Annotated in this window: 11 protein-coding genes; 7 read left to right on the top strand and 4 right to left on the bottom strand. The window is 73.4% G+C overall.

Annotated features, from left to right (window positions below):
- Nucleotides 1-18: 18 nt before the first annotated feature.
- A complete protein-coding gene (locus ACZ6I1_RS05260) occupies nucleotides 19-1,281 on the bottom strand; it encodes a DUF2079 domain-containing protein (protein WP_469283803.1) in 1,263 nt (420 codons plus the stop codon).
- 548 nt (nucleotides 1,282-1,829) lie between these two features.
- Between ACZ6I1_RS05260 and mfd the strand changes: the two genes are divergently transcribed.
- Complete coding sequence (mfd, locus tag ACZ6I1_RS05255) at nucleotides 1,830-5,390, top strand: transcription-repair coupling factor (protein ID WP_469283800.1); 3,561 nt, start codon at nucleotides 1,830-1,832, stop codon at nucleotides 5,388-5,390.
- Between the two features lie 58 nt (nucleotides 5,391-5,448).
- Here mfd and ACZ6I1_RS05250 read toward each other — a convergent pair whose 3' ends face one another.
- Nucleotides 5,449-5,622 carry an antitoxin gene (locus ACZ6I1_RS05250; RefSeq protein WP_469283301.1) on the bottom strand — a complete coding sequence of 58 codons (174 nt, stop codon included), beginning with the start codon at nucleotides 5,620-5,622 and terminating at the stop codon, nucleotides 5,449-5,451.
- Nucleotides 5,623-5,830: 208 nt separating this feature from the next.
- Between ACZ6I1_RS05250 and ACZ6I1_RS05245 the strand changes: the two genes are divergently transcribed.
- Nucleotides 5,831-6,490: a hypothetical protein gene (locus ACZ6I1_RS05245; protein ID WP_469283299.1), complete on the top strand. Its 660-nt coding sequence runs from the start codon at nucleotides 5,831-5,833 to the stop codon at nucleotides 6,488-6,490.
- Nucleotides 6,487-8,001, top strand: coding sequence for a protein kinase domain-containing protein (locus tag ACZ6I1_RS05240; RefSeq protein ID WP_469283296.1), 1,515 nt, complete (start codon nucleotides 6,487-6,489; stop codon nucleotides 7,999-8,001). Before ACZ6I1_RS05245 ends, ACZ6I1_RS05240 begins: the two co-directional genes overlap by 4 nt.
- Here ACZ6I1_RS05240 and ACZ6I1_RS05235 read toward each other — a convergent pair.
- Nucleotides 7,989-10,337 carry a YfhO family protein gene (locus tag ACZ6I1_RS05235; protein WP_469283294.1) on the bottom strand — a complete coding sequence of 783 codons (2,349 nt, stop codon included), beginning with the start codon at nucleotides 10,335-10,337 and terminating at the stop codon, nucleotides 7,989-7,991. The two genes, ACZ6I1_RS05240 and ACZ6I1_RS05235, sit on opposite strands and share 13 nt — an antisense overlap.
- Nucleotides 10,338-10,514: 177 nt before the next feature.
- Here ACZ6I1_RS05235 and ACZ6I1_RS05230 point away from each other — a divergent pair, with 177 nt between their 5' ends.
- Both ACZ6I1_RS05230 and ACZ6I1_RS05225 read left to right on the top strand, forming a co-directional pair.
- Nucleotides 10,515-11,138: a SurA N-terminal domain-containing protein gene (locus tag ACZ6I1_RS05230; protein ID WP_469283290.1), complete on the top strand. Its 624-nt coding sequence runs from the start codon at nucleotides 10,515-10,517 to the stop codon at nucleotides 11,136-11,138.
- Between the two features lie 28 nt (nucleotides 11,139-11,166).
- A complete protein-coding gene (locus tag ACZ6I1_RS05225) occupies nucleotides 11,167-12,168 on the top strand; it encodes a nucleoside triphosphate pyrophosphohydrolase (protein WP_469283289.1) in 1,002 nt (333 codons plus the stop codon).
- Nucleotides 12,169-12,232: 64 nt separating this feature from the next.
- Here ACZ6I1_RS05225 and ACZ6I1_RS05220 read toward each other — a convergent pair whose 3' ends face one another.
- Nucleotides 12,233-13,444, bottom strand: coding sequence for a globin domain-containing protein (locus ACZ6I1_RS05220; protein ID WP_469283286.1), 1,212 nt, complete (start codon nucleotides 13,442-13,444; stop codon nucleotides 12,233-12,235).
- A 122-nt stretch (nucleotides 13,445-13,566) separates the two neighbouring features.
- On the opposite strand from ACZ6I1_RS05220, the gene ACZ6I1_RS05215 reads away from it, so the two are divergent.
- Entirely contained in the window at nucleotides 13,567-14,865 is a 1,299-nt protein-coding gene (locus tag ACZ6I1_RS05215; RefSeq protein ID WP_469283284.1) for a cytochrome P450 family protein, read from the top strand.
- 103 nt (nucleotides 14,866-14,968) lie between these two features.
- Nucleotides 14,969-16,015 carry a LysM peptidoglycan-binding domain-containing protein gene (locus ACZ6I1_RS05210; protein ID WP_469283282.1) on the top strand — a complete coding sequence of 349 codons (1,047 nt, stop codon included), beginning with the start codon at nucleotides 14,969-14,971 and terminating at the stop codon, nucleotides 16,013-16,015.
- Nucleotides 16,016-16,255 lie beyond the last annotated feature (240 nt).

Here is a 16,255-nt window from a genome sequence, read left to right as displayed (position 1 = left end):
AGGGCAGGAGGGGGCGCTTCAGACCCGCCGCATCAGGACGACGCCCTCCGCTTCGCCCACCAGGGTGAACCGTGCGCCGGGGTGCAGCTGGTGCGCGTAGCCGGTCGGATCCTCGCCGGCCCACCGGGAGGAGTTGTCGAGGGCGATCCAGTCCGGGACGACGCCCTTGCTGCCGCCGATCCACAGCACCCGGCAGCGGGAGGTCAGCCGGGTCAGCGGGCCGGTGTCGGCCTCCACCGTGGCCCCGTCCGGGATCGTGCGGAGGAGCCGTTCGATGGCGGTGACGCGGGCCGGCTTCTCGTACGTGGCGGCCCGGGCGAGCTTCTCGGTCGGCAGGCTGGTCGCGCTCAGCGCGAGGCCCGCCGCCAGGACGGCGGTCGGCAGCTGGAGGGCGTACGCGCGCAGCCAGGGCCGCTCGCCGCGCCGGACGGTGTCGATGGCGTCGACCAGGGCGAGGGCGACGACGGGCATGAGCACGGCGCTGTAGTGCCAGTCGGTGGACCAGTAGTGGTCGTCGCCGGACAGGAACCGCCAGCCGAGGGTGGGGCCGGCGACCAGCAGCAGCGGCGAGCGCAGGGCGAGCAGCCCGGAGGTGGGGATCAGCACCCAGGCCAGGGTGGTCAGCTTGGTGTCGAGGCCGGCGAAGGGGCCGGCGCCGCCGATCTTGTCCCAGTAGCCGTAGCCGGCCGTCGCGAAGGCGGGTATGAACACGGTGAACACCAGGACGGCGAAGACGGCGGCCCCGGCGGCGGTCCCGAGCGCGAGCCGGCCGGCCCGCCGGTCGGTGGGCATGGCCCGCCAGGCGACGACCACGGCCAGCGCGGCGAGCGTGAAGCCCAGGTCCTCCTTGACGAGGAGCAGGGGCAGTCCCCACAGCAGGGCGGCCCGCCAGCGCCGGTCGAGCACCGCCTCCAGCGCGAAGGCGAGCAGCGGCACGGCGAAGGCGATCTCGTGGAAGTCGAACTCCACGGCCCGCTGGATCCCCCAGGACAGCCCGTACGCAATCCCGACGGCGAGCCCGCGGGCCCGGCCGAGGAGCCGTCCGGCCGCCCGGGTGACGGGGACCGCGGACACGGCGAAGAGCGCGGCCTGCGCGACCAGCAGGGTGAGGGGGCCGGGGAAGATCCGGTAGACGGGGGCGATGAGCGCGATGATCGGGGAGAAGTGGTCCCCGAGGATGTTCGCCCCGGGCCCCTTCAGATCGGCGATGGGCGCCTGGAGGTGCGCGTAGGCGCGGATGGCCTGCTCGAAGATCCCCAGGTCCCAGGAGGCCCATTCCATCCGCCGGAACCGCCCGACGGACAGCACCAGGTACACGGCGAACAGCGCGCCGGCCACCGCGTACGGCCCGGCCCACCAGCCCCTGCCCGGCCTGGCCGCCCCCTGCCCGGCCGCGGCGTCGGGCCGGGCTATCGCATCGCTCGTCACGAACTGCTGCTCCCTCGGCCGGTCGGCGTGAACTCCAGTGGAAGCGACCCGGTGAGCTCAGACGGCACGGTCACCACGGAACCATCTTGACATCCTCCCCACCTCCCGCCGGGAGCAGAGCGGGCGCCGCCCCCCGGGGGCACGGATCCGGCTCACTCGTGGACCGGGTGCTGCCCGGTGAACGGGTTGGACACTCCAAGGGCGGGCCGGGGCTGACGGGTCGGTTTTCCGGTCTCACCGCGGCGGACCCGACTGCGCCGGCTCCGTCACCCCCGCGGGTGACCCGAATCCCCCGCGCGTGGCGGCGGGCCCCGTCGTAGGGTGGGAACCCCCGGCCCGTGCGACGTGTCGGGTCCTTCGCGTTGCCCTTTCACGACCCTCACCGGATGGAAAGCCTCTACATGAGCCTGCACGGACTGCTCGACGCCGTCACCCGGGACCCCGCCCTCGCCGAGGCGGTCACCGCGGCCGGGGACGGCAACCGCATGCATGTGGACCTGGTCGGCCCCGCCGCCGCCCGGCCCTTCGCGATCGCCGCGCTGGCCCGGCAGACCGAGCGGACCATCCTCGCCGTCACGGCCACCGGTCGCGAGGCCGAGGACCTGGCCGCGGCCCTGCGCTCACTGCTGCCCTCGCCCGACCAGGTCGTGGACTACCCGTCCTGGGAGACGCTCCCGCACGAACGGCTCAGCCCGCGCAGCGACACCGTCGGCCGCCGCATCGCCGTCCTGCGCCGCCTGGCGCACCCGAGCCAGGACGACCCGGCCGCCGGGCCCGTCTCCGTGGTCGTCGCGCCGATCCGCTCCGTGCTCCAGCCGCAGGTCAAGGGGCTCGGGGACCTGGTTCCCGTGGCCCTGCGGCAGGGCCAGAGCGTCGACCTCGGCGACGTGACCCAGGCCCTGGCGGCCGCCGCGTACGCCCGCGTGGAGCTCGTGGAGAAGCGCGGCGAGTTCGCCGTGCGCGGGGGCATCCTCGACGTGTTCCCGCCCACCGAGGAACACCCGCTGCGCATCGAGTTCTGGGGCGACGAGGTCGAGGAGATCCGCTACTTCAAGGTCGCCGACCAGCGGTCGCTGGAGATCGCCGAGCACGGCCTGTGGGCCCCGCCCTGCCGCGAGCTGCTGCTCACCGACGAGGTGCGGGAGCGGGCCGCGGCCCTCGCCGAGGACCACCCCGAGCTCGGCGAGCTGCTGAACAAGATCGCCGAGGGGATCGCGGTCGAGGGCATGGAATCCCTGGCCCCGGTCCTGGTCGACGACATGGAACTGCTCATCGACGTCCTGCCCGCCGGGGCGATGGCCGTGGTCTGCGACCCCGAGCGGGTCCGGACCCGGGCCGCCGACCTGGTCGCCACCAGCCAGGAGTTCCTGATGGCCTCCTGGGCGGCCACCGCGGGCGGCGGCGAGGCCCCCATCGACGTCGGCGCCGCCTCCCTGCGCGGCATCGCCGACGTACGCGACCACGCCCGCGAGCTCGGCATGATGTGGTGGTCCGTCTCCCCCTTCGCCGCCGGCGAGGCGGACCCGGGCAGCACGGTGACATCAGCCGGCGAGCCGGCGGTCCTCAAGCTCGGCATGCACGCTCCCGAGGCCTACCGCGGCGACACCGCCCGCGCCCTCGCCGACACCAAGGGCTGGATCGCCGACGGCTGGCACACCGTCTACCTCACCGAGGGCCACGGCCCGGCCGCCCGCACCGTCGAGGTGCTCGGCGGCGAGGGGATCCCCGCCCGGCTGGAGGCCGAGCTGGGCACCCTGGAGCCGTCGATCGTCCACGTCGCCTGCGGCTCGCTCGACAACGGCTTCGTCGACCCGGCCCTGAAGCTCGCCGTCCTGACCGAGACCGACCTGACCGGGCAGCGCACCGCCACCAAGGACCTCGGCCGGATGCCGACCCGCCGACGCAAGACGATCGACCCGCTGACCCTGGAGGCCGGCGACTACATCGTCCACGAGCAGCACGGCGTCGGCCGCTACATCGAGATGGTGCAGCGCACCGTCCAGGGAGCGACCCGCGAGTACCTCCTCGTCGAGTACGCCCCCGCCAAGCGCGGCCAGCCCGGCGACCGGCTCTACATCCCCACCGACCAGCTGGAGCAGGTCACCAAGTACGTCGGCGGGGAGGCCCCCACCCTGCACCGGCTCGGCGGCGCCGACTGGACCAAGACCAAGGCGCGCGCCAAGAAGGCGGTCAAGGAGATCGCCGCCGACCTCATCAAGCTCTACAGCGCGCGCATGGCGGCGCCCGGCCACACCTTCGGCCCGGACACCCCCTGGCAGCGCGAGCTGGAGGACGCCTTCCCGTACGCGGAGACGCCCGACCAGCTCACGACCATCGCCGAGGTCAAGGAGGACATGGAGAAGTCGGTCCCGATGGACCGGCTGATCTGCGGCGACGTCGGCTACGGCAAGACCGAGATCGCGGTCCGGGCGGCGTTCAAGGCGGTGCAGGACGGCAAGCAGGTCGCCGTCCTCGTCCCCACCACCCTGCTCGTGCAGCAGCACTTCGGAACCTTCTCCGAGCGGTACGCGCAGTTCCCGGTCGTCACGAAGGCGCTGTCCCGCTTCCAGGGCGAGGCCGAGTCCAAGGCCACCCTGGAGGGGCTGAAGGACGGCTCGGTGGACGTGGTCATCGGCACCCACCGGCTCTTCTCGCAGGAGACCAAGTTCAAGGACCTGGGCCTGGTCATCGTCGACGAGGAGCAGCGGTTCGGCGTCGAGCACAAGGAGCAGCTGAAGAAGCTGCGCGCCAACGTGGACGTCCTGACGATGTCCGCGACCCCGATCCCGCGCACCCTGGAGATGGCGGTGACCGGCATCCGCGAGATGTCGACGATCACCACCCCGCCCGAGGAGCGCCACCCGGTCCTCACCTTCGTCGGCCCGTACGAGGAGAAGCAGATCGGCGCGGCCATCCGCCGCGAACTGCTGCGCGAGGGCCAGTGCTTCTACATCCACAACCGGGTCGAGTCCATCGACCGGGCCGCGGCCAAGCTCCGTGAGATCGTGCCCGAGGCGCGGATCGCGACCGCGCACGGGCAGATGTCCGAACAGGCCCTGGAGCAGGTCGTGGTGGACTTCTGGGAGAAGAAGTTCGACGTGCTCGTGTCGACGACGATCGTCGAGTCCGGCATCGACATCTCCAACGCGAACACCCTGATCGTGGAGCGCGGCGACAACTTCGGCCTCTCCCAGCTGCACCAGCTGCGCGGCCGCGTGGGCCGCGGCCGCGAGCGCGGGTACGCGTACTTCCTCTACCCGCCGGAGAAGCCGCTGACCGAGACCGCCCACGAGCGGCTCGCGACGATCGCCCAGCACACCGAGATGGGCGCCGGCATGTACGTGGCGATGAAGGACCTCGAGATCCGCGGCGCGGGCAACCTGCTCGGCGGCGAACAGTCCGGCCACATCGCGGGCGTCGGCTTCGACCTGTACATCCGCATGGTCGGCGAGGCCGTCGCCGACTACCGGGCCGCCGTCGAGGGCCAGGTGGAGGAGGAGCCGCCGCTCGAGGTCAAGATCGAGCTGCCGGTGGACGCGCACGTCCCGCACGACTACGCGCCTGGCGAGCGGCTGCGCCTCCAGGCGTACCGGTCCATCGCGTCGGCGAACTCCGAGGCGGACGTCAAGGCCGTGCGCGAGGAGCTCACCGACCGCTACGGCAAGCTGCCCGAGCCGGTGGAGAACCTGCTGCTGGTCGCCGGGCTGCGGATGCTCGCGCGGGCCTGCGGGGTCGCCGACATCACCCTCCAGGGGCCCAACATCCGCTTCGGGCCGGTGGAGTTGCGCGAGTCGCAGGAGCTGCGCCTCAAGCGGCTCTACCCGGGGGCGGTGCTCAAGCCCGCCACCTCGCAGGTCCTCATCCCGCGCCCCAAGACCGGCCGGGTCGGCGGGAAGCCGCTGGTCGGGCGGGAACTGCTGGCCTGGACCGGCGAGTTCCTGACGACCGTCCTCGGCTCCTGACGCGCCGGGAGGCCGGCAGCCCTCCCGGGGCTGCCGGCCTCCCGGCCCGAACGGCGGGCTACTTCGTCGGATCCTCGTCGATGCCCAGCCTCGTTTCCATCTGCTGCTGGGCCTGGTCGATCTTTTCGGTGTGCTTGCCGCCGGTCCGCTCGTCGGCCTCTCGCTCGACCCGGTCGGACATGTCCTTGCCCTTGGTCTTGGCCTGGTCCCTGAACCTGTCGAAGATCCCCATGTCGCGGGCTCCTTCCGTATCCCGTTTGCGACGGTACGCCCGTTTGGGGTGATCCGCTCGCCGGGGTCCGGAACCCGCTGCTCAGACCGCCTGGGCGGCGATCGCGCGGCGACCGTACAACGGTTGGGCACATCCCCTCACCGTGGCCGGAATCGCTGTATACGCTCATACCCGAAACCCTTTTCCGCACGGCCCGTCAGGAGCACCGATGCACGCCCCCGGCATCCCGCCGCAGCACGGTCACCAGCCCAGTACCGGGGGCGTGGTGGCCCTGCGCGTGGTCTTCGCGCTGCTGCCGATCCTGAGTTGCGGCTTCTTCGCCTGGGGTTCGATGCTGCGGCTCGCGATCGTGACCCGCACCGCCCGCGACTGGACGCTGCTCGCGCTGAGCTGCGCGCTCTCCGTCGGCTCCGTCGTGCTGATCGGCCTGGACCCGACCCCGGACACCAACGGCTGGCAGGGCAACACCGGGGCCGGCGTCATCATCCTCACCGGCTTCGCGACCTGCGTGTACTTCCTCGTGGCCGACATCCGCCACCACGAACGCCTGCGGACCGCTGGCCCCCGGGCGCACTGGTACCCGGCGCAGCCCGCCCCGTACGCCCGCCCGCAGCAGGCCGCCACGCCCGCCTACGGCTACCCGTCCACCCAGACGACCGTCCCGGCGCACCTGTCCCCGCAGGTTCCCCCGCAGGTTCCCCCGCAGGTCCCGCCGCAGCCCCCGCAGCCCACCCCGCCCCCGCGCATCGGGCAGGTCCGCGCCGAACTCGACGAGCTCAGCGAACTGCTGCGCAAGCAGACCCCGCCGCCCGGCGCCCCGCACCAGGACCCGAACCACCAGACCGCGATCCAGGACCCGAACCAGTGACCGACCGGCTCATCGGAGACCGCTACCAACTGTCGTCCATCCTGGGCCAGGGAGGCATGGGCCAGGTCTGGACGGCGTACGACCGGCGCCTGGACCGGCGGGTCGCCGTCAAACTGCTGCGCCCCGACAAGGTCGCCGGCCCCGGCACCGTCGCCGAGGAACTGCGCCGCCGCTTCGTGCGCGAGTGCCGGGTCACGGCGCAGGTCGACCACCCCGGCCTGGTCACCGTGCACGACGCGGGCAGCGACGCCGACGAACTCTTCCTCGTCATGGGATACGTGGAGGGCTCCGACCTCGCCGACCACCTCGCGGCGCACGACCCCTACCCCTGGCAGTGGGCGGTCGCCGTCGTCGCGCAGCTGTGCTCGGTGCTCGCGGCCGTGCACGCGGTGCCGATCGTGCACCGGGACCTGAAGCCGCGCAACGTGATGGTCCGGCCGGACGGCACCGTCCTGGTCCTCGACCTCGGCGTGGCCTCCGTCATGGACACCGACACCACCCGCCTCACCAGCACCGGCACCCCGATCGGCAGTCCAGCGTACATGGCGCCCGAACAGGCCATGAGCGGCTCGGTCGGCCCCTACACCGACCTCTACGCGCTGGGCGTGCTGCTGTACGAACTCCTCAGCGGCAACGTCCCCTTCGCGGGATCCACCGCCCTGGGCGTGCTCCACCGCCACCTGTACGAGCCCCCGGCGCCGGTCCGCCCCCAGCGCCCGGAGATCCCGCCGGAACTGGAGGCGCTCATGCTCCGCCTCCTCGCCAAGGACCCGCAGGACCGCCCGGCCTCCGCGCAGGCGGTCTACGAGGCCCTCGCTCCGCTGCTGCCCGCCCGGGGCAGCCGCGCCCCCGCCGGCCCGCTCGACCCCACCCGCCCCTTCCTGCGCCCGCAGGCCCCGTGGCCCGACCGGGCCACCGTGATCCCCCCGCAGCCGACCTCCCCGCCGAGCCCGGTGCCCGCGCAGCCCGACATCCCCGGCGCCGTGGACGAGGCGCGCACACTGCTGGACCAGGGCCGGCTGACCCAGGCCGGGGACATCCTCGGCGGCATCCTCCCGGCCGCGGCCGCCCAGCACGGCGAGCACTCGCCGGTGGTCCGCTCCCTGCGCAAGCAATACGCCGCCACGCTGATGGACGACGGCCAGTACCGCCGCGCCCTGCCCGAACTGCGGCGCCTCGCCGACGAGTTCCCGGCCGGCGACCCCCAGTCGCTGCGCTTCCGCTACGACGCCGCGCAGTGCCTGGAGCAACTCGGCGAACCGGCCGCGGCCCTGGCGGAGTACCGCTCGCTGCTGCCCCTCTTCGAGAACCACTACGCCAACCCGGACCCCGGACTCCCCCTGGAGGTCCGCCGGCGGATAGCCCACCTGCTGCTCTCCCTCGGCGACCGGCCCTCGGCCCGTGACACCCTGGCCCGCCTGCTGTTCGACGCGGAGCGCCTGCACGGTCCCAACCACCCCTTCCCGGGGGAGATCCGGCGCACCCTCCACTGGCTCGGTCAGGTCCGCTGACGCCTCCTGCGCGCGAGCTCCAGGCCCAGGACGACCGCCAGGGCCAGCGCGCCGGCCGCCGTGCCCGGCAGCAGGCCCGGCGGGCGGAAGGTGCAGGTCACCTCGGTGGTCCGGCCGTCCAGGGGGACCGCCACCAGGCCCAGGCGGGCCGAAGCGGGGCGGCCGTTGCACCTCCAGCCCGCGATCGCGGGGACCGAGAGGACGGCCGTGCCGGTGCTGCCCGGCGGGAGCTCGGCACGGACCTGCGCCGGGCCGACCGCGACCGAGGTCGCGGCCGTGGCGCGCAGCCGGGCCACGGCGGTGTCCAGCCGGTCCCGGTCCAGGCAGGACAGGGTCCACCGGGCGGGCGCGGGCCCGTCGAAGACCAGCGCCGACGAGGGGCCCCGGGAGATGCCCATCGGCTGGACGGCGGCCCGGTTGCGCGGGGCGTTGCCGTTCAGCCGGAAGGCCGGGCCGTCGGCGAGGCGGGCCGTCGCGTGGTACTCCGGCGCCCACAGGTAGGCCTCCGTGCCCGCGCGGCAGACGCCGGGCGCGAGCGGCTCCTCGTACACCCGCGCGCCCAGCAGCAGTTCCTGGTTGGCGAAGGGCGAATCGCCGTAGGCGAGGGGTGGGCCCGGCGGCCGGGTCGTCACCAGCGGGGGGACCTCGGCGCGGCGGACCGTGCCGTCCGGCCGCAGGCGTGCGCCGACCGCGAAGACCGCGTCCGTCACCGGGCTGTCGATGCTCTGGACGCTGCGCCCGCGCGAGGTCCAGCCGGCCCCCAGGGCGGCCATCGTGCGCGTGAACACCTCGGGGGTGTGGCTGCTGTAGTACGCGCCGCCCTCCCCGCCCAGCAGCAGCGGGTCGTTGCCCGTCAGGGCCGGCCGGCCCGGGTCGGTGCGGTAGGCCGGCCAGCCCCCGGCGCCCGCCAGGGCCTCGGCGCGGGCGGTGTGCGCACGGCCCCAGGACGGGTAGTCGTCGAGGCCGCCCAGCTTGCCCTTGTGGCCGTACGCCGTCGTCGCGGCCCCCTGCCCGACGAGTACGGCCGCCAGCAGCGCGGCCGCCGGAACCGCGAGGCGGCGGTGGCGCAGCGCCCACCAGGCCCCGGCCGCCGCCAGCAGCCCGCCGCAGAACAGCACGTACCCCCAGGCCGTCACCAGCGTGCTGCCGCCCGCCCACAGGGCGGCGGCCGCCGGCAGGCCCGCCCCCGCCGCCAGCGCGCGCGGACCGGGAAGTCCCGCCGACAGCCCCGCCCAGGCGGCGATCACGGCGATCCCGGCGAGTACGAAGGTCTGCCGGTAGGGGCTTCCGTTCGGGGTCGCGAACAGGTGCCAGGCCAGGTGCGCCGGAGCCCACTGGAGGGAGAGCGCCACGGCCGCCGTCAGCCCGCACCAGGCCAGCCGGGTACGGGCCGGCGCCGCCCGGTGGAAGGGCAGCGCGGCCACCAGCAGCAGGGTCCCGGCGGCCAGGAAGACGGCGGGGGAGGAGAAGGAGTACGTCGCCGGGAACAGCCGGGCGAAGAAGTCCGCCCAGGACACCGGCCGGAACTCCTTGACCCAGCCCGGGTAGGCCTGCCCGGAGCTGAGGAAGAGGGGAGCCAGCACCGGCGCCGCGAGCGCGATCCCCAGCACGGTCGTGGCGGCTGCCCGGCCGATCACGGCGAGCCGGTCCCCGGCCCCCTCCCGGGTCAGCACCACCCGGACCAGCAGCACCAGCGCCGCGCCGAGGGTGGCCATGTAGGCGGTGTAGAAGTTCGCCGTCCAGCAGACGGCCGCGATCAGCGCGGCGGCCGGGAGCCGCCGCCCGCGCAGCGCCCACTCGCCGGTCAGGCACAGCAGGGGGAAGGCGATCAGCCCGTCGAGCCACATCGGGTTGTAGGAGGCCTCGATCACCGACCAGCCGCACAGCGCGTACGAGGCCCCGAGCAGCCCCGCCGCCCACCAGGCCCCCGGGCGCTGCGTGCGCAGCAGCCAGGTCATGGCCGCCGCCGCGGCCGCCGTCTTGAGCACCGTGACCACGTACACCGCGAGGTCTATGTCCGCGCGCGGGAACAGGGCGACCAGCACCGCGAAGGGGCTGGCCAGATAGGTGCCCAGGTCCGGCAGGAAGCTCGTGCCGTATCCGGACTGCCAGTTGAACAGCAGCCCGCCCTCCGCGCGGCCGTGCAGGAGGTCCCACAGGTGCGCGTGGAAGGGGACGAACTGGTTGCCGAGGTCGTTGATGCTGCGGTGGCGCGGGCCGTACGGGAAGACGCGGGCGACGGCGTCCCCGGCGGCCACGGCCACCACCGTGAGCACGGCGGCGAGCGCGGAGGCGGTCAGGCTCAGGCGTCGCGGCGAGCGGTGCGGTGTCGACATGGTGCGCCGACTGTGGCACCGCCGGGGGGCCGCGGGATGGCCGGAGGGTGAACGCGCACCCCAACACCCCGGGAATCGTTGGTCGAACCAGTGGCTCGGACCATCCTGACTGCATACCATCGATCACCGCACGGCCCTTGTGCACCGACGCACAATCTCCCGGCCCTGGAGGCTCCTTTGCACCGTCGCACTGCGCTCTCCGTCTCCACCGCCCTGCTGCTGGCGGCTCCCCTGCTGTCCGCCTGCTCGGGGCAGGCGCGCCCCGGTACCGCGGCCGTCGTCGGCGGTGAACGGATCACCACCTCCGCCCTCCAGGCCCAGGTGAGCGAGGTGCGCGCCGCCCAGAACCGCACCGGGCAGGCCGCCGCCGAGCTCATCGCGAGCACCCCCAACCTGGAGCGTCAGAAGCTCGACTCGATGCTCCAGAGCCGCATCATCGACAAGATGGCCACGACCGCCGGGATCTCCGTCTCCGCCAAGGAGATCCAGGACGAGCGCAAGGCGTACGTCGAGGAGAACCAGGGGGCCGAGCAGTTCGAGGCGCTGCTGCTGCAGAAGGGCGCCATGGCCCCCGGCCAGGTCGACCGCTTCCTGCGGGACCGGGTCCTGCTGACCAAGCTGACCGCCAAGTACGGCAACGGGAAGCTGGAGGAGCCCGCCCGGACCGCCGCGAAGGCCCTGCGCATCGAGGTCAACCCGCGCTACGGGTCCTTCGACGTCCAGCAGATCAAGCTCGGCGTCGGGCAGACCCCCTGGATCACCCAGCGGACCCGGCCCGAGCAGGCCCCCGCCGGAGCCTGAGGCCCGCCCGCGGAGGTAGGTTCGGAGGGTGACCGACCACGACCCCTCCGAATCCACCACGGCCGAGCCCGCCGCCGAGGCGACCGGCCGCATCGTCCTGCTGACCACCAGCCACCGGGTCGCCCCCGGCGTGCTGTCCTGGCCCGCGTGGCGGACGCTGCACGCCGCGGACCGGGTGCTGTGCGCCGACCCCGGCCACCCGCAGCTCCCGTACCTGCGGGAGGCGGGCGTCGAGGTGCTCCACGAGCGCCCGGACGCACAGGAGCTGGTCGGGGCCTGCGCCGGCGGCGGCACGGTCGTGGTGCTTCTGAGCGGCGAGGGCGACCAGCGGCTCACCGACGGGCTGGCCCGCCTGGCGGGCTCGGGCCGGGTCGCCATGCCCGACCTGGAACTGCTGCCCGGCTCCTACGACCTGCCGGGCGCCCGCCTGCTCGACCTGGTCCAGGTGATGGACCGGGTACGGCGCGAGTGCCCGTGGACCTCCCGGCAGACCCACCGGGGCCTGGCCAAGTACGCGATCGAGGAGGCGTACGAACTGGTCGAGGCCATCGAGGCCGGGGACCGGGAGGAGCTGCGCGAGGAGCTCGGGGACGTCCTGCTCCAGGTGGTGTTCCACGCCCGGATCGCCGAGGACCACGAGGAGGCGTTCTCCATCGACGACGTGGCCGGGACCCTCGTCGAGAAGCTGATCCACCGGCACCCGCACGTCTTCGGTGACGAGAAGGCCGAGACCCCGGAAGAGGTCAGCGCGCACTGGCAGCGCACCAAGGCGGCCGAGAAGCGCCGGGAGTCCGTCACGGACGGGATTCCGCTGGGCCAGCCGGGGCTCGCGCTCGCGGCCAAGCTCGCCGGGCGGGTCCGTACGGGCGGTGTGCCCGTGGAACTGCCCCGGGGCGAGGGCATCGGGTACGAGCTGCTGGAGCTGGCGGCACGCGCCGAGGCGGCGGGGATCGACCCCGAGACCGCGCTGCGTGCGGCGGCCCGCGTCTACCGGGACGCGATCCGGGCCGCGGAGGGCCTCGGCGGTTAGGGCGCGGCCCTGGTACCCCCGGCAGCACCCCGGACCCCGGCCGTAGAGAATCCGCTGCGGGGGCTCAGCAGTCCCGCGGCGAGCGGCCCGCGGGGTTGTGCCAGTGCGGCGAGGGGCGGTTCAGGAACCACTCGCCGAAGCCCAGCGGGCGGCCGTTCGGGCCGTGGCCCCTTCCGGCGGCGGGTACCTCGTCGTGGAAGATCCGGCCCGGGTCGGCGCCCAGCTCCTCCAGCAGGAGGGCGGTCTCCTCGACGAACAGCGGCGGTCCGCTGAGGTAGACGTCCTGCTCCGGCCACAGCCCCCGGGTGCCGAGCGCGGTGGCCAGCCGGCCGGTGGCCTCGTTGCGGTGCTGCCCGGGCGCCGGCGTGATGTAGGTGACGGCGAGCCAGGGGCAGGCGTCGGCGTACGCGTCGATGAGCGGGCGGTCGTACAGGTGCGCGGCGTCCCGCGCGACCACGAAGAGCCGTACGTCCTGGTCGGGAGGGCGCTCCGCGAGGTCCTCCACGATGGCCCGCATCGGGGCCCAGCCGGTGCCGGCGGCGATCAGGCTGGCCGGGCGGTCCGCGCGCCGGAAGGTCAGCTGCCCGCCCGCCGCACCGAGCCGCAGCCTCTCGCCCGGCTGCACGTCGCGGACCAGCGCGGTGCTCAGCCGCCCCCGCTCGATGCGGCTGACGTGCAGGTCCAGCGTGCCGTCGGGGCGGGGGGCGTTGCCGAGGGAGTACGTGCGCCAGGTCGTCGGGACGCGCTCGCTGCTGACGCTCGCGTACTGGCCGGGCAGATAGGGGAAGGGTGCGTGCGGCCGCAGGGTCAGCACGCCGATGTCCTGCCCGTACTGGAGGTGGCGCACGACCTCGGCGTCCCACCACGGCGGGTCCGTGCTCGCGGCGGCGCCGGCCAGCATCGTGTCGGCGATCACCTGGTACGCCTCCGCCCAGGCCTTCTCCACCCGAGGGGTCCAGGCCTCGCCGGAGGTCTCGGCGAGGGCGGCGAGCAGGCTGGTGCCCACGGCCGCGTAGTGCTCGGGCCCGGCCCGGAACTTGCGGTGGTCGCGGCCCAGGTCGCGGAGATAGGGGACGAGGCTGTCGTCCTCCAGGTGGGCGATCACGTGGGTGAGCGCGGCGAAGAGCCGGTCCCGCTGCCGTTCCATGTCCTCGAAGGAGGCCGGGAAGAGTTCACGGACGGTGGGGTTGTGCCAGAAGAGGTGGGAGTAGAAGAACTTGACCGCGTGCTCGGCCCGTCTCTCCACCACCGCGAAGCTGCTTTTCAAGATCCTCACATCCACAAAACCGAAAGTAGGAATGTCGGGGAAGTCGAGGTCAAGCGACGGCGGATCTACGGACAGCCGCGACGAAGCACCCCATATGGGATGGGGGCCGGCGGCCGGGATACGGTCATCGAGTGCACGAGCAGACCCCCGCAGCCTCCGCAGACACTCCCTCGGCCTCCTCCTCGGCCTCCCCTTCGGGCGGGGGACCGACCCTGTTCGACTGGGAGTTCGCGACCGATCCCTATCCGGCCTACGCCTGGCTGCGCGAGCACTCCCCGGTGCACCGCACCAAGCTCCCCAGCGGAGTCGAGGCCTGGCTGGTCACCCGGTACGCCGACGCCCGCCAGGCCCTCGCCGACCAGCGGCTCAGCAAGAATCCGGCGCACCACGCCGAGCCCGCCCACGCCAAGGGCAAGACCGGGATCCCGGGCGAGCGCAAGGCGGAGCTGATGACCCACCTGCTCAACATCGACCCGCCGGACCACACCCGGCTGCGGCGGCTGGTGTCGAAGGCGTTCACCCCGCGCAGGGTCGCCGAGTTCACCCCGCGGGTGCAGGAGCTGACCGACCACCTCATCGATGGGTTCGCGGGGAGGGGGGAGGCGGACCTCATCCACGAGTTCGCCTTCCCGCTCCCCATCTACGCCATCTGCGAGATGCTCGGCGTACCGCGAGAGGACCAGGACGACTTCCGCGACTGGGCCGGGATGATGATCCGGCACGGCGGGGGTCCGCGCGGCGGCGTCGCCCGTTCCGTGAAGCAGATGCGGACCTATCTCGGAGAGCTCATCCACCGCAAGCGGGATGATCTGGGCAATGACCTCATTTCCGATCTGATCCGGGCAAGCGACCACGGAGACCACTTGACGGAGGCCGAGGCGACGGCCATGGCTTTCATCCTGCTTTTCGCCGGTTTCGAAACCACCGTGAACCTCATCGGCAACGGCGTCCACTCCCTCTTCATGAACCCCGGCGAGCGCGAGCGCCTCCAGGCCTCGCTCGCGGCCGGCGAGAGCGCTCTGCTGGAGACCGGCGTCGAGGAACTGCTGCGCTACGACGGCCCGGTGGAGCTGGCCACGTGGCGGTTCGCCACCGAGCCGCTCACCCTCGGCGGGCAGTCGGTAGCGGCCGGGGATCCGGTCCTGGTCGTCCTCGCGGCCGCCGACCGCGACCCCGGGCGGTTCGCCGAGCCGGACACCCTCGACCTGTCCCGGACGGACAACCAGCACCTCGGGTACGGCCACGGCATCCACTACTGTCTGGGCGCTCCGCTCGCGCGACTTGAAGGACAGACGGCGCTTGCGACTTTGCTCACGCGTCTGCCAGATCTGGAACTGGCTGTTCCGCCCGCGGAGCTGCGCTGGCGCGGCGGACTGATCATGCGTGGCCTGCGCACCCTTCCCGTGCGCTTCACACCCCGAAACGTCTGAAGCACAACTGACCGGAAGTCAGCCGCCGACCGGAGTTGTGACAACCGTTCGAAGGCCGCTAGGTTCTGCCGTTACCCAGCCGTTATGCGAAAGGTGCAGCCTCATGCGTTCCGGGAACGGCCGCCACAGACGGCCCCGTCAGGTGCCCGCGATAGTCGTCACCGCCGGAGTCACCGGCTCCGCGCTGGCCCTGCCGCTGCTCGCCGCCACCAACGCCAGTGCGGCCGACACGTCCACGTGGGACAAGGTCGCCGAGTGCGAGAGCGGTGGCGCCTGGAGTGCGAACTTCGGCAGCGGCCAGTACGGCGGCCTGCAGTTCACCCAGGAGCAGTGGAAGAACGCGGGCGGCCTCGACTTCGCCGAGCGGGCCGACCTGGCGAGCCGTTCCCAGCAGATCGCCGTGGCCGAGCGCGTACTGGCCTCCCAGGGCCCGCAGGCCTGGCCGCTGTGCGCGGCTTCGGCCGGGCTGGACGGACAGGGCGCCGCCGCCGAGGTCGACCCCGGCCTGCCCGGCGGCTCCGTGACCCCGACCGCGCCCTCCCGCCCGGACGACACCGTGCCCACCACCGGCCCCGGCAAGGCGCCCACGGACTTCGGTGCTCCGACGCACCCCGCGCCGAGCCCCTCCGGCACCCCGTCGTACGCGCTCCCCGACGGCCCGCTGGCGCCCTCCCTCGGACTGCCCGTCATGCCCTCCCCGGACGCCCCCTCCACCGCTCCGGCCCCGGTGGACCCGACCGCGCCGACCACCCCCGTCCAGCCCGGCGAGACCACCGCGCCGCCGGTCGCCCCCGGCCTGCCCCCGGTGACCCCGGGCGCCCCCGTGGTCCCGGCGGACCCGACGGCACCGGCGGACCCGACGGCCCCGGCGACCCCGGGCGCCCCGGCCGACTCCACCGCGCCGCCCGCGACGGCCCCCGACGGCAGCGGCAAGCACCGCGGTGCGCCGGCCGTCGAGGTGCCGGCCGCATCTGATACCCCGTCCGAGCCCACCTACACGGTCAAATCGGGCGACAGCCTGGCCGCCATCGCGGACGCCAACGGACTCAAGGGCGGCTGGAACGCGCTCTACAAGGCCAATGAGCAGGTCATCGGCGGAGACGCCGATCTGATCAAGCCCGGACAGAACCTGGATCTAACCGCCGAATAAGGGCACTTCGGGCGGCCGTAAAGAGTTGATTGTCCGTTTCCTGCAAGTGAGACATGTGTCTCTTCCGGTCAACTGGCGTGTCCCGCCCGGGAGCTTCCGCAAACCCCGCCCTCACCTGCGCAAACACCCGTACGAAGAGCGCAAGTAGGGCCTGTTTCTCCCCGATGGGGCTCGTTGAACATCGGGGAGGGACCTGTCTACCTTCTGAATCGCTCGCCACCGCGAGCTCCTTCGACCGCA

Source organism: Streptomyces sp. NPDC046303, from assembly GCF_055588085.1.
Note: the sequence above shows the minus strand (reverse complement) of the source record. Positions and strands in the feature narration are given on the sequence as shown.